18 protein-coding genes are annotated in these 22,489 nt (G+C 55.9%); 13 read left to right on the top strand and 5 right to left on the bottom strand.

Annotated elements, in window-relative coordinates; translation table 11 throughout:
- Positions 1-21 precede the first annotated feature (21 nt).
- The 4 genes from G7G_RS0106050 to G7G_RS0106035 all read left to right on the top strand — a co-directional run bounded on the left by G7G_RS0106050 (position 22) and on the right by G7G_RS0106035 (position 7,679).
- Positions 22-1,245, top strand: a complete 1,224-nt coding sequence (locus tag G7G_RS0106050) for an MFS transporter (protein ID WP_010439558.1) — start codon at positions 22-24, stop codon at positions 1,243-1,245.
- Between the two features lie 102 nt (positions 1,246-1,347).
- The gene (gene metG / locus G7G_RS0106045; RefSeq protein ID WP_010439554.1) at positions 1,348-3,066 is read left to right on the top strand and encodes a methionine--tRNA ligase; all 1,719 of its coding nucleotides are present in this window, start codon (positions 1,348-1,350) and stop codon (positions 3,064-3,066) included.
- A gap of 293 nt (positions 3,067-3,359) precedes the next feature.
- Entirely contained in the window at positions 3,360-4,538 is a 1,179-nt protein-coding gene (locus G7G_RS0106040) for an efflux RND transporter periplasmic adaptor subunit (RefSeq protein WP_010439551.1), read from the top strand.
- A 3-nt stretch (positions 4,539-4,541) separates the two neighbouring features.
- The gene (locus G7G_RS0106035) at positions 4,542-7,679 is read left to right on the top strand and encodes an efflux RND transporter permease subunit (RefSeq protein WP_010439549.1); all 3,138 of its coding nucleotides are present in this window, start codon (positions 4,542-4,544) and stop codon (positions 7,677-7,679) included.
- A 73-nt stretch (positions 7,680-7,752) separates the two neighbouring features.
- Here the strand turns inward: G7G_RS0106035 and glpD are convergent, their stop codons facing one another.
- Positions 7,753-9,321: a glycerol-3-phosphate dehydrogenase gene (gene glpD, locus G7G_RS0106030; protein ID WP_029621772.1), complete on the bottom strand. Its 1,569-nt coding sequence runs from the start codon at positions 9,319-9,321 to the stop codon at positions 7,753-7,755.
- Positions 9,322-9,513: 192 nt separating this feature from the next.
- Between glpD and G7G_RS0106025 the strand changes: the two genes are divergently transcribed.
- From G7G_RS0106025 to G7G_RS0106000, 6 genes are all read left to right on the top strand, one after another.
- Positions 9,514-10,275 carry a DeoR/GlpR family DNA-binding transcription regulator gene (locus G7G_RS0106025; protein WP_010439544.1) on the top strand — a complete coding sequence of 254 codons (762 nt, stop codon included), beginning with the start codon at positions 9,514-9,516 and terminating at the stop codon, positions 10,273-10,275.
- A gap of 101 nt (positions 10,276-10,376) precedes the next feature.
- Entirely contained in the window at positions 10,377-10,532 is a 156-nt protein-coding gene (locus G7G_RS24140) for a DUF5993 family protein (protein ID WP_010439542.1), read from the top strand.
- An 11-nt stretch (positions 10,533-10,543) separates the two neighbouring features.
- On the top strand, positions 10,544-11,113 hold the full coding sequence (locus G7G_RS0106015; protein WP_010439540.1) for a disulfide bond formation protein B: 570 nt from the start codon (positions 10,544-10,546) through the stop codon (positions 11,111-11,113).
- 34 nt (positions 11,114-11,147) lie between these two features.
- Positions 11,148-11,510 carry a DUF3302 domain-containing protein gene (locus G7G_RS0106010; protein ID WP_010439538.1) on the top strand — a complete coding sequence of 121 codons (363 nt, stop codon included), beginning with the start codon at positions 11,148-11,150 and terminating at the stop codon, positions 11,508-11,510.
- Positions 11,511-11,531: 21 nt separating this feature from the next.
- Positions 11,532-12,677: an HlyD family secretion protein gene (locus tag G7G_RS0106005; RefSeq protein WP_010439535.1), complete on the top strand. Its 1,146-nt coding sequence runs from the start codon at positions 11,532-11,534 to the stop codon at positions 12,675-12,677.
- Between the two features lie 11 nt (positions 12,678-12,688).
- Positions 12,689-14,239, top strand: coding sequence for an efflux transporter outer membrane subunit (locus G7G_RS0106000; RefSeq protein WP_010439533.1), 1,551 nt, complete (start codon positions 12,689-12,691; stop codon positions 14,237-14,239).
- 3 nt (positions 14,240-14,242) lie between these two features.
- On the opposite strand, the gene mprF is transcribed toward G7G_RS0106000, so the two are convergent.
- Together mprF and G7G_RS0105990 are read right to left on the bottom strand one after the other, a co-directional pair.
- Positions 14,243-16,849, bottom strand: coding sequence for a bifunctional lysylphosphatidylglycerol flippase/synthetase MprF (gene mprF, locus G7G_RS0105995; protein WP_010439532.1), 2,607 nt, complete (start codon positions 16,847-16,849; stop codon positions 14,243-14,245).
- A 91-nt stretch (positions 16,850-16,940) separates the two neighbouring features.
- Positions 16,941-17,369 (bottom strand): Lrp/AsnC family transcriptional regulator, encoded by a 429-nt coding sequence (locus G7G_RS0105990; RefSeq protein WP_010439529.1) that lies wholly within the window; start codon positions 17,367-17,369, stop codon positions 16,941-16,943.
- An 86-nt stretch (positions 17,370-17,455) separates the two neighbouring features.
- Between G7G_RS0105990 and rocF the strand changes: the two genes are divergently transcribed.
- From rocF to G7G_RS0105975, 3 genes are read left to right on the top strand one after another with little or no spacing between them, the layout of a single operon-like run.
- Positions 17,456-18,376, top strand: coding sequence for an arginase (gene rocF, locus G7G_RS0105985; RefSeq protein ID WP_010439528.1), 921 nt, complete (start codon positions 17,456-17,458; stop codon positions 18,374-18,376).
- A complete protein-coding gene (gene ctlX, locus G7G_RS0105980; RefSeq protein WP_010439525.1) occupies positions 18,376-19,296 on the top strand; it encodes a citrulline utilization hydrolase CtlX in 921 nt (306 codons plus the stop codon). Before rocF ends, ctlX begins: the two co-directional genes overlap by 1 nt.
- Before the next feature lie 6 nt (positions 19,297-19,302).
- A complete protein-coding gene (locus G7G_RS0105975) occupies positions 19,303-20,346 on the top strand; it encodes an ornithine cyclodeaminase (RefSeq protein ID WP_029621767.1) in 1,044 nt (347 codons plus the stop codon).
- Between the two features lie 50 nt (positions 20,347-20,396).
- Here G7G_RS0105975 and G7G_RS0105970 read toward each other — a convergent pair whose 3' ends face one another.
- Entirely contained in the window at positions 20,397-21,800 is a 1,404-nt protein-coding gene (locus G7G_RS0105970) for a TRAP transporter large permease (RefSeq protein ID WP_010439523.1), read from the bottom strand.
- Positions 21,801-21,803: 3 nt separating this feature from the next.
- A complete protein-coding gene (locus G7G_RS0105965; protein WP_010439520.1) occupies positions 21,804-22,433 on the bottom strand; it encodes a TRAP transporter small permease subunit in 630 nt (209 codons plus the stop codon).
- Positions 22,434-22,489: the final 56 nt, after the last annotated feature.

Raw genomic sequence — 22,489 nt, 5'->3', positions numbered from 1 at the left:
TAAAGACAAGCTGCCCCCATCATGCGTACGATCATTTCATTTGCCGCACTTTTTCTTTCGGTCATACTATTGCAATTGTCGACCGGCGGTGTCGGGCCATTGGATGCGATCTCGGGCCTGACACTGAACTTTTCGACAGAACAGATCGGTCTGTTGGGGTCTTCGCATTTCCTTGGCTTTTTCATTGGCTGCTGGTGGGCACCGCGCCTGATGGGAAGCGTCGGACACTCGCGCGCATTTGCCGTTTGCACCGCCTTGGGTGCCATGGGGCTGTTGGGACACACGCTGACTGAGAACCCCTATGTCTGGGCCATCCTACGGATCGCGTCGGGCACTTGCGTTGCCGGGTGCTACACGGTGATTGAGGCGTGGCTAAATGCAAAGGTCACAAATGAATCACGTGGACGTGTGATGGGAAGCTATCGCATCGCAGATCTGGGCGCCTCGCTTTGCGCGCAGTTGATCATCGCGGTTCTGCCTCCGGCATCCTATGTTTCATATAATCTTCTGGCCATCTTATGCTGCGCATCGCTACTGCCTTTGACGCTAACACGCGCGAGCCAACCCAAAACCCCGGACGCACCACGCTTACGGCCCCGGCTGGCGTGGCAAAACTCACCGCTTGCAGTGGCCGGGGTGATCGTCGCGGCCCTAAGCTCGGCCTCATTTCGAATGGTCGGCCCGGTTTACGGTCAGGAGGTGGGGCTGGCTGTAGATCAGATTGCGTTCTTTCTGGCCTCATTCGTTCTGGGCGGCGCACTTGCGCAGTACCCGCTGGGCTGGCTGGCCGACAAATATGACCGACGCTGGGTCTTGATCTGGTTATCGGCAGCAGCGGTCTTAAGTTGCGGCATCACAATGTTGGCCAGCGGAACCGGCACTGTCGGCGTCATGCTGACAGCCGGTTTTTTCGGCCTGACCACATTCCCGATCTTCTCGGTTTCATCAGCCCATGCGAATGACTTTGCCACTACCGAACAACGCGTAGAACTGGCCGCAGCACTGATGTTCTGGTACGCACTGGGCGCGATTGCCTCACCATACATCTCATCCACGTTGATCCAGCAGTTCGGCCCTGGCGCCCTATTTGCCTTCGTGGCTCTGGGTCATGCATTCCTGATCGTGTTTGGCCTTGCCCGCATGCGCTCGCGCCCAACGCCCGACGAACGGACAAATTACGTCTATGCGCCGCGTACTTCGTTTACGATTGGCAGATTGCTGAAAGGTTCGCGTGAGAAGCACTAAGCGCGATTTCAGTGTGAATTACACAGAGTCGCAAAACCCGGCCTTTTGCTAACCGCCGACATACTGTAGACGGGCGCGCAGACAGTTATCTGGAAACGCAAAATGGCTCGGATTCTCATCACCTCGGCGATCCCTTATATCAACGGGATCAAACACCTCGGCAATCTGATCGGCTCGCAGTTGCCCGCCGATCTTTACGCGCGCTATCTGCGTGGTCGGGGGAATGAGGTCATGTTCCTGTGCGCGACCGACGAACACGGCACCCCTGCGGAACTGGCTGCGGCGAAAGCGGGCAAACCCGTCGCGGAATACTGCGCCGATATGTATGCGGTGCAGGCAGACATCGCCAAACGCTTTGGTCTGAGTTTTGACCACTTTGGCCGTTCATCCAGCGATCAGAACCGTAACCTGACCCAGCACTTCGCAGGCAAACTGGATGAGGCCGGGCTGATCCGCGAGGTCAGCGAGAAGCAGGTTTATTCAAACGCCGACGGCAGATTTCTACCTGACCGTTATATCGAGGGTACATGCCCCAATTGCGGCTATGATCGCGCGCGTGGTGATCAGTGCGAGAATTGCACCAAGCAGTTGGACCCGACCGACCTGATCGAGCCCCGCTCAGCGATTTCCGGTTCGACGGATTTAGAGGTGCGCGAGACCAAACATCTCTATCTGCGCCAATCCGCTATGAAGGATCAGTTGGATGCGTGGATTGACAGCAAGTCAGACTGGCCAATCCTGACCACCTCGATTGCCAAGAAATGGTTGCATGATGGCGACGGTCTGCAGGACCGCGGGATCACCCGCGATTTGGATTGGGGTGTTCCGGTTAAGAAAGGCGATCAGGACTGGCCTGGAATGGAAGGCAAGGTCTTCTACGTCTGGTTCGACGCGCCCATCGAATACATCGCCTGCGCAAAGGAATGGGCGGATGCCAACGGTAAGTCCGATGCCGAGTGGGAGCGATGGTGGCGCACCGACAAAGGCGCGGATGACGTGCGGTACGTCCAGTTCATGGGCAAAGACAATGTGCCGTTCCACACGCTCAGCTTCCCTGCTACCATTCTGGGATCGGGCGAGCCGTGGAAGATGGTCGATCACCTGAAATCTTTCAACTATCTGAACTATGACGGCGGCCAGTTCTCGACCTCACAAGGGCGCGGCGTGTTCATGGATCAGGCGCTGGAGCTTCTGCCTGCCGACTACTGGCGCTGGTGGCTTTTGAGCCATGCGCCGGAAAGCAGCGACAGCGAATTCACCTGGGAAAACTTCCAGCAATCGGTCAACAAGGACCTCGCTGACGTTCTGGGCAACTTTGTCAGCCGGATCACCAAGTTCTGCCGCTCCAAGTTCGGTGAGGCCGTTCCGGGTGATGGTGAATATGGTGAGCATGAGCAAACGCTTATCGCAGAACTGACCCGACGCATCCGCGCCTATGAAGGCCATATGGAAGCAATGGAAGTGCGTAAATCTGCGCAGGAGTTGCGGGCGATCTGGGTCGCAGGCAACGAATACCTGCAGGCCGCGGCCCCCTGGTCAACTTTCAAGGAAGACCCGGCGCTGGCTGCGGTTCAAGTCAGGCTGGGGCTGAACTTGATCCGACTCTATGCGGTTCTGAGCGCGCCGTTTATTCCTGAAACTTCGGCAAAAATGCTTAGCGCGATGAACACGCTGGACACCAGCTGGCCTGATGACGTCGACGCCGCACTGCGTGCCCTACCCGCAGGCCACGACTTCACGGTTCCCGATGTGCTGTTCGCCAAGGTGACCGATGAGCAACGTGAAGACTGGCAGAATCGCTTCGCCGGGACGCGTAAGTAACAACAAATCTTCATCTGTGAATGAAGCGGCAGAGGGCTGAGCAATCCTCTGTCGTGTTTTATTCAGGGGACCCACCGGCCCTAAAAAGATGCCCTTTCCTCTGCAAATCTGCTGTTGACGCAAGCTAAGTCCGCCAATTGGAAAGAAATTTTTTACCATCTGAACTTCGCAGGAAGTCTCAACATGCTTGAGAAACTGCGCCAAACCCGCCATCCTGCCTGAAACATCACTCGACTCGTCCGCGCATATCTGATGCCCGGGCGCATTATCTTTAGTTTGAACGAGGCGCCATCATGTCCTTTGCATTTAAAAAGCCCACATACCGCCGCCGCGGATATTTCAGGACAATAGGCGCATCTCTCGGTGTAATCGCATGGTCCATCCTTCCGCACTCAGTTATGGCACAGGATCAGTCAGACGCCCCCGCGCCAAAGGTCTCGATCGCGGCGGCCTATACAGAAGAGATTACTGATCAGGCGACGTTTATTGGGCGGGCCGAGGCCATCGACAAGGTCGACATCGTCGCGCGCGTCAGCGGATTTCTGGACAGTCAGAACGTAGATGACGGCGCCCCCGTGTCTAAAGATGACCTGCTGTTCACGATCGAACCAGACCTTTACCAAGCAACTCTGGAGGCGCGCAAAGCTGATCTTGACCGCGCTCAGGCCAACCTTGAACTGGCCAAAGTCGATCTGGCGCGAAAAGAAGAACTGTACAAGCGAGACGCCACACCCGAGTCCGAACGTGATATCGCACGTGCCAACGAATTGGTTGCGGAAGCCGAAGTAAAAGCTGCGAATGCGGCCATCCAGCAGGCCGAGCTTGATCTCAGCTACACCCAGATTCACGCGCCATTTTCTGGTCGGATCGGTCGGGTCGAAATTAGTGTTGGCGACGTCGTCGGCCCCAATAATCCGCCCCTCGTCACGCTAGTCAGCGAAGCCCCCATCTACGTGAATTTTTCATTGAACGAGAAACAGTTCACCTCGGTTCTTGAACAAATTGGTGAAGATCCAGCGACCCTGGCAGAAAGCAACAAAAGTCCAAACGTCCATGTGACCTTGCCGAACGGAACCGTACTGGATGAGACAGGCGAAATCATTTTTGTAGATAACCGCATTGACCCGTTGACCGGTGCGATCACCCTCACAGCTCAGTTCGAAAATGCCAAACGTCTGCTTGTCGATGGCGCGTTCGTAAACGTCCAGATCGAAGCGTTGGAGCCAACGCTGCAGGTCTTAATCCCTCAAGCAGCCCTGCAACGTGACCAACGCGGGGAATTCGTATTGGTCGTCAATGACAAACAGATGGTCGAGCAGCGCTACATCACAACCGGAGACCCCGTCGACTCGGCCATTATCGTAACGGATGGTCTGCGTGAGGGCGAAAGTGTGATCGTCGAAGGCCTGCAGCGCGTTCGTCCCGGCGTCGCCGTCGATGCCGTTGTCGCCTCTGAGCAGCCAGGAGAATAACAGATGTTCTCTGCCCTGTTCATCAGCCGGCCCAAGCTGGCGCTTGTAATTTCGCTGGTCCTGACCATCTTGGGCGGGATCGGTTATATGGTTCTGCCGGTTGCGCAATTCCCTGATATCACGCCTCCGGTTGTCAGTGTAACCGCCACCTATACCGGCGCGAATGCCGAAACTGTCGAGAACACTGTAGCCGCGCCAATCGAGGCGCAGGTCAACGGCGTGGACGACATGATCTATATGACGTCAACTTCGTCAGATAACGGTTCTTATTCTCTGAATGTAACGTTTGAAGTTGGCACCGATCCCGATATTGCATCGGTCAATGTGCAGAACCGCGTCGCGCAGGCCATGGCCTCGTTGCCGAGCGAAGTGACCTCATCGGGCGTGGTAACCCAAAAAGCGTCAACAAACATGCTGCTGCTGGTCACGCTGACCTCGCCCAATGGCACGTATGACAGCGTGTTTCTTTCGAACTATGCCTCGATCAACCTGAAAGACGCGCTGGCACGCGTTCAGGGCGTAGGTAAGGCGGATGTTCTGACCAATCTGGAATACGCGATGCGGATATGGATGGATCCGGATAAGATGGCCGCGCTGTCGATCACTCCGGGTGATGTCATAAACGCAATCCGCGAGCAGAATATCGAAGTATCGGCTGGATCGATTGGATCACCGCCTGTTCCAGAAGGGCAAACCTTTCAATACACGATCAAGACCAAAGGCCGCCTGACCTCTGCTGATGAGTTCGGAGATATCGTTATCCGCACCGGGGATGCAGGCGCGATTGTACGTGTCAAAGACATCGCTCGCACAGAGCTTGGTGCGCAGTTTTATTCAGCTTCGGGTTATTTTCAAAGCGTTCCGGCAACGGTTATCGGTATCTATCAGGCCCCCGGCGCGAACGCGCTTGCGGTTTCCGAACGTGTTGAAGCCGAGCTAGACCGTCTGTCCCGAGCCTTTCCGTCGGATGTAGAATATGCCGTTCCGTTCAACACGACAGACTTTGTGGAACAATCGCTCAATGACGTGGTGTCAACACTGATCCTGACATTCATACTCGTGATTACGGTCGTGTTCATATTCCTTGGCAGTTGGCGCGCGACTATTATTCCCGCGGTGGCAATTCCCGTCTCACTGATTGGAACATTCGCATTCCTTCTGGCATTCGGCATGTCGCTCAACACGATCTCACTATTTGCGCTGGTGCTAGCCATCGGCATCGTGGTGGATGACGCCATTGTCGTAGTTGAAAATGTCGAGCGTATCATCGCGGATGAGGGGCTGCTTCCTGCCGAAGCGACACGCAAAGCGATGGGCCAAATCACCGGTCCGGTGATTGCGACAACCCTGGTTTTGCTGGCAGTGTTCGTACCCGTCACCTTTATGCCTGGTATTTCAGGGCGGCTTTATTCTCAGTTCGCGGTCACGATCTCGACCGCTGTCGTGATCTCATCGATCAACGCCCTGACATTGTCTCCGGCCTTGTGTGGATTGGTTCTGAAGGCACGCTCTGGTCCCCCAACCGGGTTGCTGGCTATGTTCGAAGGGTTCATCGGTTCGATGCGCAACGGATATACCGCAATCGTACGAAAATTGCTGATCCTGCCGGTGATTTCACTGGGCATCATCGCGGCCTTCGCTGCCGGTACAGGGTCCATCATGGGTGTCACCTCGAAAGGGTTTATTCCGCTTGAGGATAATGGCTATCTGTTTGTCGACATCCAACTGCCCGACGCCGCAACGCTGGAACGCACCGAAACTGTCTCGGCACGTCTGGATGCGCAGATTCAAGAGATCCCCGGTGTCGCGAGCACCGTACTGGTAAACGGGTTCTCGCTGCTGAACGGCACGACGACAAACGGAGCGGCCATTTTCGTCAACCTTACCAACTGGGAGGAGCGGCAAGAACCTGATCTGAGCGCCGATGCCATTCTGGGCAAGGTTATGGCGATTGCAAACCAGGAATCTGCAGCGTCGATTGTGGCCTTCAACCCGCCGCCCATTCAGGGCTTGGGCATGTCCGCTGGCGTGGAAATGGAGGTACAGCAAACCGGAGGCGGATCGCCGCAGGATCTGGCGTCAGCAGTGGGCTCATATGTCTATGCCGCGAACCAGAGGCCTGAAATCGCACAGGCCTACACCACTTTCCGCGCAAACGTCCCGCAGCTTTTCGTTGATCTAGACCGGGAAAAAGCCAAGACGCTGCAGGTCTCGGTAGCCGAGATCTTCCAGACCATGCAGGCGCAGCTTGGTTCATATTACGTAAACGACTTTAACCTGTTTGGTCGTGTTTACCGCGTAATGATCCAGGCCGAAGGCTCGTACCGGAACAAGGTCGAGGATATCTCGGACCTCTATGTACGCTCCACCAAAGGCGAGATGGTGCCGTTGGGCACATTGATCGACGTCGAGAACGTACTGGGCCCGGTTCTGCTGAAACGGCACAATCTGTTCCGTTCTGCGACTGTGACCGCAGTTCCAGCGGCCGGACTGTCAACCGGTGACGCCATCACCGCTATGACCGAAGAATCGGCGACCGCCCTGCCCCCCGGTTACGCCTTTGAATGGACAGGGACCGCGCAGCAGCAGCTGGCGTCGGGCAACTTGGTTGTCGTGATCCTCGGGCTGGCGATCTTGTTCGGATACCTGTTCCTTGTCGGCCAATATGAAAGTTGGACGATGCCCGTTTCGATCCTGATGTCGGTGACCGTTGCCTTGTTCGGTGCCGTCGCAGCGGTGGCAATCGTGGGCAGCGACATCAACCTCTACACGCAGATCGGGATGATCATGCTGGTCGGGCTTGCGTCAAAGAACGGGATTCTCATCGTCGAATTTGCGATGGAACAAAGGGCCAAGGGGCTGTCCGTTAAAGACGCCGCGGTCGAAGCTGCCTTCCAGCGTTTCCGCGCCGTGATGATGACCGCGTTGTCCTTCCTGCTGGGCGTGGTTCCATTGCTGGCGGCAAATGGTGCCGGGGCGGCAAGTCAGAAGGCCATTGGTGTGGCCGTATTTGGCGGTATGCTTGCTGCGACACTGTTCGGCGTCATTCTGGTTCCCGTCCTCTATGCCGTTATGCAAAGCATGCGAGAGTGGATCAAAGGGAGCAAGAATGATCCAGGACCGTCAGAGGAAACCGCGTAAAAACGGCAATAAAACGAATACGCCCCGCAGAACAGCGGGGCGTTTTTTTCGTGTGAAGCGACTGGTTGTTGCGTTACCGATTTGTCATCCAGTCATCGAGCCGATCAATCTGCTCGGGGCTTAGTCGTAGACCCAATTTGTTGCGGCGCCATATAACGTCCTCGGCGGTGCGCGCGTATTCCTTGTCCATCAACCAGACAAGTTCGGTCTCGGTCAGGGTCGCCCCAAAATCCTCGCCCAAATCGGTCTGATCTTTGGCCGCCCCCAGAATGTCCCAAGCTTCGGTGCCGTACGCTCGGACCAGCCGATGCGCCCAAGCTTCGGTGAGGAAAGGATAATCCGTCTGCACCTGCCGGATTAAATCTGGCGCACCATCAACGGGGAAATCTCCTCCGGGCAGCGCTACCCCGGCCGTCCAAGGCCCTGCAAGATCTGGGAAGTACTCTCCGATCTTCTCCAACGCGCTTTCCGCGAGGCGCCGGTATGTGGTGATTTTGCCGCCAAAGACATTCAGAACCGGAGCGCCGCCTGTGGCATCAACCTTCAGCGTATAGTCTCGGGTCGCTGCGGTGGCGCTGCTTGCGCCGTCATCATAAAGTGGACGCACGCCGGAATAGGTCCAGACGATATCAGCACGTGTCACCGGTTTCTTAAAATACTTCGTGGCAAATGCGCATAAGTACTCCTGCTCGGCCTCGGTGCAAACTGGCCGCTCCGATGGATCAGAATGATCCTGATCTGTGGTGCCAATCAGGGTGAAATCCTGCTCGTAAGGAATGGCAAAGATGATGCGCCCATCCTCACCCTGAAAGAAGTAGCATTTGTCGTGATCAAACAGTTTGGGCGTCACGATATGACTGCCCCGTACCAACCGGACCCCTTCGCGTGAATTTATGTGGATCTTGGTCTGAATGATATCGCCCACCCACGGGCCACCTGCATTGATCAACATCTTTGCCAGAATTGTCTCAGTCTCACCGCTCTGCTGATCACGGATCGTGATATGCCACATGTCATCAACACGCCTGGCCGCAAGAACTTCGGTCCGAACCCTGATCTTCGCGCCCCTTGCCTCAGCGTCACGGGCGTTCAGAACCACCAGCCGAGAATCTTCGACCCAGCAATCCGAGTATTCGTAGGCTGTTTCGAACTTGTCTTGCAAAGGCGCGCCCTCAGGCACAGAGCGCAGGTTCAACGCGCGCGTTCCCGGCAGGATTTTGCGGCCGCCAAGATTATCGTACAAAAACAAACCCAACCGGATCAGCCAGGCCGGGCGTCGCCCACGCATCCATGGCATCACCGTACTCAGCAATCGCGAGGTTGGCGTCTCAGAATCAAAACGCATATCGGCGTGATACGGTAACACGAAACGCATCGGCCAACTGATATGCGGCATCGCGCGCAGCAGCGTTTCCCGCTCTATCAGAGCTTCGCGGACCAAACGGAACTCAAAAAATTCCAAATACCTTAGCCCACCATGGAACAGTTTGGTCGACGCCGAGGAGGTGGCAGACGCCAGATCGTTCATCTCTGCCAAAGTGACAGACAATCCCCGCCCCGCAGCGTCCCTTGCAATTCCGCACCCGTTGATGCCGCCACCGATTATGAAAAGATCGGTTACCTGACTGCTGTCTGATGACATATCCAAACGATTCCCCAAAAGTGGCAGTTTCGATGGCATTAGCATCACAACACTTCGTATCGTCAACATAACTTTTCGTAAATGTTCGCTTGCGATCAAAATTCTCGAAATTTTTGCAATAACTGCACAATAAGTCTTGTCAGTTTCAAAAAATAGAACAAAAACGAACTATCCCAAGCGCAGAGCTGATCTATGTCACTATCCTTCCGTCAATCAGACATTGTTGAAATCGCCAATGTAGAAGGTCGCGTTACCGTCGACGGACTGGCCGAACGCTTTCAGGTGACGGTTCAGACCATCCGCCGCGACCTGTCCGAGCTATCAGATGCAGGAAAACTGGACAGGGTGCACGGAGGGGCCGTTCTGCGTTCGGGCGTGTCCAATATTGGTTACGAAGACCGGCGTGCCCTGAACCATGAGGCCAAGATTCGCATCGCCGAACGCTGCGCAGCTGATATTCCGGAAGGCAGCTCGATCTTTATGAATATCGGCACCTCGACCGAGGCCGTCGCACGACAATTGCTCGACCACAAGAACCTGATGGTCGTAACCAACAACATGAACGTGGCCAATATCCTTGTAGAGAACCCGGATTGTCAGATTGTCGTTGCAGGTGGTGTTCTGCGCCGATCGGATAGCGGGCTGGTAGGCAATCTGGCAGTTTCAACCATCCGACAATTCAAATTTGATCACGCCATAATTGGGTGCTCGGCCTTGGATTTGGACGGAGATTTGATGGATTTTGACCTACAGGAAGTACTGGTCAGCCAAACAATCATTGAACAGGCACGGCAGATCAGCCTCGTCGCTGACAATTCCAAGTTCCGCAGAACCGCACCTGCGCGCATAGCGTCGCTGGCGGATATTGATACGGTTTATACAGATTCTGACTTTCCTGAAACGCTGGCCCGGAAATGCAATGACTGGCAAACGCAAATTATGGAATGCAAATAGCCCTCCACTGCGCCTTTCGGTTGTCTTTGCTTGCCAGACCACAATCCAGATGACAAAGTCGTGATCAATTGCAATTGGCGCAAGGGGGGCGGCAGCGGACCATGATCGCGCTTTTATTTTCGTTACTTACAGTCACAATGGGATTAAATTACTTTGGCCGGACAAACGCCGGAATGGCCCTGTTTCTGATCACTCTGGCGTTGAGCGTCTATTGGCTGAAATTCCATGCCACCAGCACGCTGACCATTCAGTTGTAGGGAGCGATTCAATGACACCTGAACTGTCTCGTACCCTGAATGCCGTTGGCGCATTTGCTGTCAGCCTTGTACTGGTATTGGCCTACGCCTATCAGTTTTCGCTGAACGAGTTGCCCTGCCCGCTTTGTTTGTTGCAGAGGGTCGGCTTTGTCGCCGTCGGCGTTGGACTTGGGCTGAACCTGCTCTACCGAGCGCGCGCGCGTCACTATGCGCTGATGCTGCTTGCCGCACTTTACGGAGGCAGCGTTTCGATCCGTCAAATCCTGCTGCATATCGTACCAGGCACGGGCCACTATGGCTCTCCCGTTCTAGGACTGCACTACTACACCTGGGCCGCCATCTGCTTTTTTCTAGTCCTTCTGGGAACGGCGATCATGCTGATGTTTGACAGGCAATATGTCAGTGACGCGCAACAAGGCCCGCGTTTCGGAGGAAGCGGGTTGGCCAAGGCTGCCTTTTTCACATTGTTGGTTCTGGCAGGGCTAAACGCGATCTCGACCCTGATCGAATGTGGCCCAACCATTTGTGCGGACCCGCCGACCAGTTACAAATTGATTGACGAACTGGGCAACAACAACTGAGGATGGCACAACCTTCCCAACAGGAGGCGCGAGCATGGGACTTTTGGGGCAGCCGCTAGGCTACTATGACTATTTGACATTCGTGGCGCTTATTCTGCTGTTGGCAGCGGTGATGGCGTTGTTTCTGTTCCTCATGGGCCTGCCCGGACGGATTGCGATCAAACGCAACCACCCGCACGCCGAAGCCGTCAAGATCATGGGATGGATGGGTTTTTTGGCTATAGTCCCGTGGGTGCATGCCTTTATCTGGGCGTTCCATGACGGGGTGACAGTCGACATGCGCCGTGGTCCTGATGAAGAACGCAAAGCGATCCGGGATGAGATCAAGCGTCTTGGCGGCACCATCAAACCAGAATACCAGGACCCGCTGGACACCGACGAAACCAAGCAAGCCTAAAGCCAAAGGAATTCAGCACTCATGTTTGTCGCCCTTGGCATCACGCTGTTCTACATCATTTTTGTCTGGTTCATCTTCTTCAAGATGGAGTGGCTGAAATTCAACATCATGTGGGGGATCGTCTCGTTCTGGGTCGGCGCGCATCTGCTGCTGATCTTTTTGGTCGCGCTGCGGTTCTTTCAGCCCTTCTCAGTCGACAGTCACGTCGTGCGGTCCACCATCCAGATCGTACCGCGCCTGACACAGCCCACAATCCTGTCCGAGGTTCTGGTAGAGCCCAACACATGGGTCACGAAGGGCGATCCGCTGTATAAGTTCGACGACACGGTGTTTTCGCTGGCCGTGGACAAGGCAAATGCGCAACTGGTGGCGGCGCAGCAAAACGCGAAAATTCTCGAACAGGACGTCATAGCTGCAAGCGAGGCGGTTGAGCGTGCAAATGCGCAATTGGCGTATGCCCAAACGGAACAGGCGCGATACGAAAACCTTGTTCCGGCTGGTGGGGCACGTCAGGACGAACTAGATCGCTGGAACGAACAGGTCGCGGAAGATCAGGCGAAAATCAAAGAGGCTCAGGCCAATCTGGAAAAGGCCAACCTCGCGTTGGATTCACAGATCGACGGGGTGAATACCGGCATTCTGGAAGCTGAGGCCCAACTGGCCGAAGCAGAGTACTTTCTTGAAAACACAACGATCTACGCCCCTGAAAATGGCATGATCGTTTCGCAACAGGCCCGCCCGGGGATGGTTGTGGGGGAAATTCGTCTGGGTGCCATTGCCAGCTTTGTCACCGAAGAAGACCCCTATATTCTGGCCACCTTCCGACAGCAAAACCTCAAATTCGTAGAAGTCGGCCAACCGGTTGAAGTTGCGCTGGACCTGTACCCCGGAGAAATTCTGACCGGCAAGGTCGAAGCCGTCTGGTGGGCCACACGTCAAGGCCAATACCTGCCCTCAGGCCGCCTGCCCGGCTTTGAGCTGCCAAAACTGCCCGGTCGGATCGCTGTTCAGATCTCGGTCGATGTGCCTGAGGGGCATACTTTTCCTGCAGGTGGCCACGCTGCGGTGGCGATTTACACAGGCATGGGAAAAAGCTTTGAATTTCTGAGGCGCATCAATATCCGCCTCTATTCCTTCGCCAACTTCATCCGGCCACTGGATATCTGAGGATGCGTACGATGACACTCCGCCGGTTGTTGGGCACCGCCCTTTGCGCTGCCACCCTCGCCGCCTGTACGCCGGTTGGGCCAGATTTCGTACGCCCAAACTCACCGGTCGTGAAGCAATGGATGGAGGTCAACAACCCCAGCGCGGGTCAAAGCGGCCTGACCTCGCGCAGCGCCCCCGTTGTGCGCTGGTGGGAGACATTCAACGATCCGACGCTGAACAAACTAATCGCCGAAGCCTATGCGCAAAACCTGACCTTGCAGGTCGCCGGTGCCCGCGTACTGCAGGCCCGCGCGCAGCTTGGCATCGCATTTGGTGAGCTTTACCCGCAATCACAAGCCGTGGGCGGCTCGCTGCAACGCCGACAGATCAGCGACAACCTTGGGCCGATTTCGGATATCCGGCGTATCATCCCTTTGGACACCGAATTCTCAACCTCGCAAGTGGGTTTTGATGCGCAATGGGAGCTAGACGTTTGGGGCCAACAACGTCGCGGCGTACAGGCCGCACGGTCTAACCTTGCACTACAGGTCGCCAATTATGACGACGCTCTAGTCACGCTTACCGGGGACGTTGCAGCGCTCTATATCAACATCCGCTCCTTGCAGGAGGCTCTGCGCATCGCGCGGGAGAACATCACGATCCAGCAGGAATCGGCAGACCTCACCCAGTTACGCTTTAACAACGGCGTGACGACCGAGCTGGATGTGCAGGAATCAACCGCACTGCTCAACAACACCAAAGCGCTGGTGCCCGAGTTGGAAAGCGATATCCAACAGGCCAAGAACGCGCTTGCGGTTCTGTTGGGAAAAACGCCGTCTCAGATGGCGGGCTTGATCGGAAACTCGGGTCGCATTCCAACAGGACGCAGCAACGTAGCTGTGGGAGTCCCCGCCGAATTGCTACGGCGGCGGCCCGACGTCCGCGCCGCCGAACTTGCGGCAGCCACGCAGTCGGCGCAGGTGGGGATCGCTTTGGCTGATCTCTATCCGCAATTCATCCTGTCTGGGTCGATCGGGTTACAAGCCTCGGGCGGGCGCGATCTGTTCAGTACCAATAGTGCCGCAGGATTGGCCAGTGCGGGCGTTGTCTGGAATGTCCTGAACTATGGCCGCATCAAGAACAACGTCCGCGCTCAGGATGCGGCTTATCAAGCGCTGATCGCAAATTACCAGAACACCGTGCTGACCGCTTTTTCCGAGGTCGAAAGCGCGATGGTCGCTTATGCACAGGCGCGCAAACAGGTCACCTTTTATCAGCGCAGCGTCGATGCCTCGCGCAAAGCCGCTGATATTGCCGTTGACCAGTATCGCGACGGTATCGCCAGCTACTCCCGTATCTTGAATACACAGACTGCCCTGCTACGGTCGCAGGCCAATCTGATCGAGGTGCGGCAAGAAGTCTCGTCCAATCTGGTCGCGATCTACAAAGGTTTGGGTGGCGGCTGGCAGATCCGTCAGAATCAGGAGTTCCTACCCGAGACTGTTCTGACCGAAATGGCCTATCGCACTGATTGGGGTGATCTGTTGGAGAAAACGCCAACACGCGCCAGCTTGAATTAAGCCCTATTTCGTCAAACCGCGCAGGCCACCCGAGATCAGGATGTTAACTTCGTAGAGGATACGCGGTGCCGCCAATCCGCCAGGGCTGGCCAGATAGTTGGGGCTCCATTCCGGATCGAATTTCTGCTTGAAGGCGCGCAGGCCTTCGAAGTGGTAGAACTGCTCACCATGTTCATAAACGAACCCACCGATCCGATTCCAAAGCGAGGCCAACTGCCGGTTCTCAATCCCTGAAAATGGTGCAGCGCCCAGCGAGAACCGGTGGAAACCCTGCTCGGACCCCCAAACCATCATCTCGGCGAACAGTGCGTCCATGACAAAGCTGGGGCTGTCGGGTTCGTAACGCATCAGGTCCAGAGACAATTCGGATTTGTTTCCGCCTTGAAACAGGTTGGCGAAAGCCATGATCTTGCCTGTCTCATCCCGCAGAACGGCGTGGTCAAAATAAGACAAATAGTCATCGTCGAACCCACCCAAGGCAAAGCCCTTTTCTTCACCTGCCTTCTGCGCCAACCAGTGGTCCGAGATCTTCCGAAGTTCGGGTAGCACCGGTGCAAGCTGTTCCTTGGGGATGATTTCGAACTTGTACCCTTCACGCTCGGCCCGGTTCTTGGCCTGACGAAACCGTTTGCGCGATTTTCCATCCAGAGAGAAATCCTGCAGCGGCACGCGGGCCACTTCTCCGATCTTGAGAATCGACAGACCGAGGTCCAGGAACGTCGGCAGATACGTGGTCGAGACACTGTAAAAGGCACAAAGCTTACCCTCCCGGTCGGCCATTTCTCGCAATTGCCAGATCAGTTGTTGCCCTGCCTTTTCATCTCCCACCGGCTCACCCTTGGTGATAAGCGCGTTGCCAGTATCGGCATAAGCGAGGAATGCGGTTTCGTCGGGTGAAATCAGGAATTGTTTGTCGCCCGTCAGCGAAATCTGCGACTCGGTGTCTTCACATTCCATCACAAGCCGTTCAACGACTTCGGGAATTTCAGTACGGACCGGAGCCGGAATTTCTCTCCCAAACAGAGAGTTCACCGCCACAATGCCAAGGATCACAGCGACAACAAGGCTCGAGCGTAAGAAACGTGAGGCATCGCCGCTCCAGGCAAAATCCCACCACAAGGCGTTCTCGTATTCAACATGGGAATAAGCGAACAACCCGATCCAGAAAATTACCGCCAGCAATGCGACTACACTGACCAGCCATGGGATATTCAGCCGAAAGATCGACGCACCACTAACCCGGTAGAAAGCCCCCCGGAACATCGCCAGAAGGCCAATCGTAAACAGCAAGGACAGGGCTTCGTGTGTATCCAGCCCCTTGGCGAGCGAGGCAAAGAAACCAGCCGCCATCAACAACATGGCCACCACCCATGCGCGATAGAGTTTGCGGAATAGTCCACGCGATACCAACAGCAGCAAAACGCCCACTGCGCTGCCTGCGAGGTGTGAGGCCTCGACAAACGACAAGGGCAGCACCGCACGCAGTACGCCAAGGTTTTGGGAACTGGAGGGTAAGGCACCCGAGACCAGCAAGATCACCCCGGCCACTGCCGCAACACCCGCGGCCACCATCGGGACAATGGGGCGGATTGCGCGATAAACCCAAGTCATCGCGCCCCCGATGCGTTGGCGCTGAGTCAATGCCGATGCGACCGCAATCGACAGGCTGGCAATGGCAAATGGCAAAAAAGTATAGATCAGCCGGTACAGCAGAAGTGCAGCAATGACATCAGACCGGCCCGAAGCCCCGAGGCCTGCAATCAGGGTCGCTTCGAACACGCCTATCCCGCCCGGTGCATGGCTGAGGATACCCACCGCGATCGCACCGATATAGACCGCGAAGAAATATGGATAGCCAACACCCAAATCGTCAGGCATCAATACCCAAAGCGCCATGGACGCGCCGAACAGATCGCCAACTGCGGCGACTGTCAGCAAGCTTGCCAGCTTACCACCCGGCAGGTTGAACCCAAAGCCGCCATACGCCAATCGCCGCCCACCGCTTGAAAGCCAAACAAACAGAACAATCAGCCCCGCAAGCATGCAGAGGCCTATCACAGTTTCCATTGTCTCACTGATGGGCAGGACCTTGGAAATACCGTCAGGATGGATGGTAAGCAGCAGGCCCAGAAGCAGAACCAGCCCCATCCAGAACGCCACCCACGAGGTCGCGATCACTCCCGCAACGCGCCCCAAATCCAGCCCGAGCGAGGCATAGATCCGATATCGGATCGCTGTGCCGGTGATGTAAGAGAATCCAAGGCAATTCGATACTGCGTAACCGCTCGCCCCAGCCATACCGGCAACGGGCAAAGGCACCTTTCCACCAGCCACGCTCTGCACGGCAAGGACATCATAGAATGAAAGAGACAGAAAACTGAACGCCGTCCAACACAGCGCGAAGAACATGAACTTCCCAGGCTTTGCCGCGATATCACTTTGGATATCTGACCATTTCACATGTGCAGACAGGTCGTGCAGAACCGCGAGTGCTATTCCGGTGATCAGCAGCGGAACCGCAATCTTGACCAATGGCTTTTCCAACAACCCTGTTACGCGCTCGGCTAAATTTGCCACGCGCGTCTCATTGGTGCTCGCCTTTGTGGTCATACCGTACGTCCCTGCCCTATGATCTTCAGATCAGTGTTAATTCAAAGCTTTGCACGATTCTCGAATCCGTCAAAGTGGCTTGAACAGCCTGTCACGAACGGCCCTTGCGCGTAGAAAGCAACAGGTTTGTCTCGGACCGCGTGATGCCTTCCATCCGCCTGATCTGGAACAACACTTCGTCAAGCTCGTCCAGAGTATCTGTGCCGATCTCGGCTATCAGATCCCAACTGCCATTGGTCGAGTGTACTGCCCGAACTTGCCGCATCGCAGCCAGCCGGGATCGGATCCGCTCGGTCCCGCGACCTTCGATTCCAAGCATCATCAATCCACGTACGGGGCTTTCCGACACACCCTGCCGGGTCACCACAGTGAACCCCACGATTTCGCCAGATTGTTTGAGACGCTGCAATCGGCTGCGCACAGTCGTTCGGGTTACGCCAAGCAATTCGGCCAACTCTGACAGCGATGCGCGTGCGTCCCTATGCAGGGCATTCAGCAATCTATTATCCAGTTCGTCCATACTTAATTACCAAATAGAATTTTGTTGATCCAGTTTGATCAATTTGCCCTCTTCTCTCAACTCATATCGTATCGATAGATAGACTTATGAGCAAACAGAACATCATTCTCGCCGGGATTCCGATGGATGCTGGCAAACATCGTCAGGGCTGCCGAATGGGGCCCGACGCCTACCGTGTTGCCGGGCTTGAACAAGCGCTGTCTGACCTGGGACATACCGTGACCGACATCGGCGATACTCACCCGGATCAGGTAGATGTGCCAGAAGACGCCCATCTGTTCTCGCTTCCGGAATGCGTGGGCTGGACACAGGCGTTGAGCCGGACTGCGAATGAAGTCGCAGAGCAGGGTTTGCCGATCTTCATGGGCGGCGATCACGCGCTTTCGATGGGTACGGTGACAGGGATGGCGGCACATGCGGATGAGATCGGGCGCCCGCTCTTTGTTCTTTGGTTGGATGCACACAGTGATTTTCATACACCGAGCAGTACAGATAGCGGCAATTTACATGGAACACCCGTCGCCTATTTCACCGGTCAACCGGGGTTTGAGCCCTTTCCTCCTGTAACCACTCCAATCCCAACCAATCGCGTTGGGATGATAGGATTGCGCTCGGTTGATCCAGCCGAACGCGCGGCGCTGGAAAAGGATGACGCGATGCTGGCCGATATGCGCAGCATCGATGAACACGGCATCAAGACCCCACTTCTGGCCTTTCTCGACAAAGTACGCGAGGCCAACGGCATCCTGCATGTCTCGTTGGATGTGGATTTCCTTGACCCCTCGATCGCACCAGCCGTCGGCACCACAGTCCCCGGAGGCGCGACCGAGCGTGAGGCGCATCTGGTCATGGAATTCCTGCACGAAAGCGGCCTCGTTTGTTCGCTGGACCTCGTCGAGTTGAATCCGTTCCTTGATGAGCGCGGCCGGACCGCAAAACTGATGGTCGATCTTGCGGCCTCGCTTATGGGTCGTCGCATCTTCGATCGCCCGACCCGGAGTTTCTGATGATATCTCTTCAATCTCCTTCGGCTGTAGTGATGGTGCGCCCCCATGCATTCGCGTCGAATCCAGAAACCCGAGACGACAATGCGTTTCAAACGCTGGCAAATCGATCTGCCGCAGCGACTTCAGCGGCTGCGCGGGATGAGCATGACAAAGCAGTAGAACAGCTTCACGCTGCTGGTGTGACCGTTCATGTGTTTGACGATGAAGGTGAGCGCGATACACCCGACAGCGTGTTCCCAAACAACTGGTTTTCGACTCATCCCGGCGGTCATGTCGCCGTATATCCGATGTTCGTACCATCGCGCCGGCGCGAGAGACGCGCAGATGTGATCGAGTTGCTGAAGCGTGAATATCGAGTGCAAGACGTCATCGACTATTCCGGCCTCGAACACGACGACCTCGCGCTTGAGGGAACGGGCGCAATGGTTCTGGATCACGTTGGGCGTATCGCTTACACCGTTCGGTCCAACCGCGCCGATCCGGTGTTGTTGGAGCGCTTCTGTACGCATTTCAACTATGAGCCGATCGCGTTCGATGCAAAGGATGCCGAAGGACGCGATGTCTATCACACCAATGTTCTGTTGGGGATCGGGACGCACTACGCGCTGATCTGTTTGGACATGATTTCCGACCCAGAACGTCGGGCAACAGTTCGGGCACGGCTCGAGGAGTCTGGTCGTACTGTCATCGATCTGTCTCATGAACAGATCGCAGATTTTGCAGGAAACGCGATTGAGCTTAGCGGCAACGATGGTCTTGTTTTGGCGCTGTCCAGCCGTGCGCTAATGGCTCTTACGCCCGCTCAAGTCGCGGTTATCGAAGCCAGCGCAACTCCGCTGCCGCTCTCGGTTCCCACAATTGAAACAGCCGGTGGATCCGTACGTTGTATGATCGCTGGTATCCATCTTTCCCGCCGATAGGAGTCTTTGATGCAACCCTCTGATAAGGCCCTCGTGCCGTTTGTATCCGTCGACAACATGATGCGTCTGGTTCACCACGTCGGGGTCGAACAGATGATCAAACAGATTGCTGCGCAGATCGAAGCTGATTTCAAACGCTGGGAGAGTTTTGATAAAACGCCCCGCATCCCGGCTCACTCACCGCACGGCGTAATTGAACTGATGCCAACCTCGGATGGTGAGGCTTACGGGTTCAAATACGTAAACGGTCACCCCAAGAACACGTCTGAGGGCCTGCAAACCGTTACAGCGTTTGGCCTGCTGGCTGATGTTTATACCGGCTACCCGACATTATTGACCGAAATGACTATGCTGACCGCACTGCGGACGGCGGCAACCTCGGCGCTGGTTGGCAAATACCTCGCGCCCAAATCCGCGACGACGATGGCCATGATCGGAAACGGAGCGCAATCCGAGTTCCAGTGCCTCGCATTCAAGGCCATGTGCGGGATCGATACTGTCCGGCTTTATGACACCGATGCGAACGCGACTGCGAAATGCGCGGCCAACCTCAAGGGCAAGGGGCTGACGGTTGCGCCCTGCAAGACGCCAGAGGACGCGATCGAAGGCGCTCAGATCATAACGACCTGCACCGCAGACAAGAAATACGCCACCATCCTGACAGACAATATGGTCGGCCCCGGCGTCCACATCAACGCGATTGGCGGCGATTGCCCCGGCAAAACCGAACTGCACCGCGATATCCTTCTGCGCTCAAAAATCTTTGTAGAATACCCCGAGCAAACGCGGATCGAAGGTGAAATACAGGCTCTGGAGGATGATTACCCGGTCACCGAGATGTGGGAAGTGATGACCGGACAGGCCAAAGGCCGCACCGACGATCGACAGATCACGTTGTTTGACAGTGTAGGTTTCGCAATCGAAGATTTTTCAGCACTACGATACATTAAAAGTGCAATTGAAGGCACTGATTTCTATGAAGCATTGGATATGCTAGCAGACCCTGACGACCCAAGGGACCTGTTTGGGATGTTGATGCGGGCAGGATAAAGAACCCGCACATCAATAACTGTGCCCCGGCCTTTGGCCGGGGCTTTTTCTTATCCGGCCAGCGATGGCAAGTATAGAACGATCCCCGGAAAAGCCACTAGCAGCGCGATGGTCAGAGCATCTGCAATGAAGAAAGGTGTCACACCCTTGAACACATCCTGAACGCTGAGATCAGGCCGCACCCCGGCAACGACAAAACAATTCAGGCCGATGGGTGGTGTGATCAGGCAGAACTCGGCCATTTTCACCACCAGGATACCAAACCAGATCGCACACATCGGCCCGGACATGCCAAAAGCGCTGTCTGCGGCGCTGACGGCCTCTCCCCCATTCAGGGCCATAACGGCGGGATACACGACAGGCAGTGTCAAAAGCAGCATGCCGATCGCATCCATGAACATGCCCAGCACAGCATAGGCCAGCAAGATGCAGATCAGGATCAGCATCGGCGACATCTCGAGCGAGGTGATCCAGTCGGAAAACGCTCCGGGCAGATCAGCGAACCCTAGAAAGCGGACATAAATCAGAACGCCCCAGATGATCGCAAAGATCATGGCGGTCAGTTTGGCGGTTTCAAGCAAGGCCGACTTGAACTCTGGCCAGCGCATCCCGTGGATCAGGGCAAAGCAGAACACGATGAAGGCACCGATGGCTCCGCCCTCGGTCGGGGTGCCCCAGGCCTTGTCGCCGAAAGGGTTGTAAACAAAGCAGATTATGATGAGGATCACCGCCACGATGGGCAATGCGCCCGGAAGCGCCGCAAATCGTTGTTTCCAGGTAAATCCTGTCACAGGCGGCCCGACGGATTTGAAAATCACGGCGATGCCAACGATCAACAACCCATAAATCACCGCCGAGAACGCACCGGGAATAAAACCCGCAAGCAACAGTTTTCCCACGTCCTGCTCGACAATTATGGCGTAGATCACAAGGATCGCAGACGGCGGAATAAGAGAAGCCAAGGTCCCACCAGCGGCGACCACCCCGGCGGCGAAACGTTTGTTATACCCTACGGACAGCATCTCGGGGATGGCGATGCGCGCAAAGACAGCTGATGTGGCGACCGAGGCACCTGAGACCGCTGCAAAACCGGCGGTCGCAAAGATTGTTGAAACGGCCAAACCGCCAGGCACCCAAGCCACCCAGCGTTTTGCCGCCTCAAACAAGGCGCGGGTCAGGCCAGCGTAATAAGCAAGATAGCCAATCAGTATGAATGTTGGGATCAGGCTGAGTGTATGCGATGCCACCTTAGAGTGCGGCACCTGCCCGGCTGTTTTGACTGCGACCGTCAGCGCTTTGCCAAATCGCCCAGGATCATACCCAAACTTGGCCCAGAATATCCAAATAAGGCCAATCAAGCCTGCCAAACCAGCGGCGAATGCCACCCGCATGCCCGTGACGACCAGGATCAGCAGACCGGCAGTGACCCAAAGGCCGATATCAATCGTATCCATGGGTCAGTTACGTCCTTCGAATTGTTCGGCCTCGGCTGCAGCCTGCGCAGCGGCATCCTGTATCAGCGGTACGGCCACCGGGGAATCGAGCCCTAGCAAGAAGGCGCGTCCATAGCCCCAGACCTGCAAGATCAGCCGGGCACAAAGAACCGAAAAAGCAACGGGTGCCAACAGCTTGGCTGGCCAAATAGGTATCCCGATATCGATTGAGCTGTCGCGGCTCCACATCGGGGCGCCAAAATCAAAGGAGCGGTCGAAATGGGACCAACTGCCCCAAACCAGTGCCAGCATCAGCAGCAGGATCAACAGAACCGAGATCAGTTCAAACAACCACAGCGCCCGCCCTTTCAGGCGCGAGATCGCGATATCCATACGGATGTGCCCGCCATCGCGTTGCACAAACGAAATGCCCAGAAATGCGATCAGGGGCATCGCCTGTTCGATCCAGTCAACATAGCCGGGCAACGGCGCGTTCAAGGCGTTTCGGCCGCTGACTGACACAACAGCCAGCACCATCAGTCCGAAGACCGCAAATCCACTGATCAGCGCCATAAAGCGCTCCAATCGCAACAATCGATGATCCAGCCGACTTAGAAGACTGCCATCCTCAAGCACCGTGGCATGTCCTGCCATCTCAGCAATCCTTTGATTGTAGGAAAGGCCGGGTGCCCAATGACACCCGGCGAAGG

It is taken from the genome of Ruegeria conchae (genome assembly GCF_000192475.1).
GTDB classification, from domain to species: Bacteria; Pseudomonadota; Alphaproteobacteria; order Rhodobacterales; family Rhodobacteraceae; genus Ruegeria; species Ruegeria conchae.
Note: the sequence above shows the minus strand (reverse complement) of the source record. Positions and strands in the feature narration are given on the sequence as shown.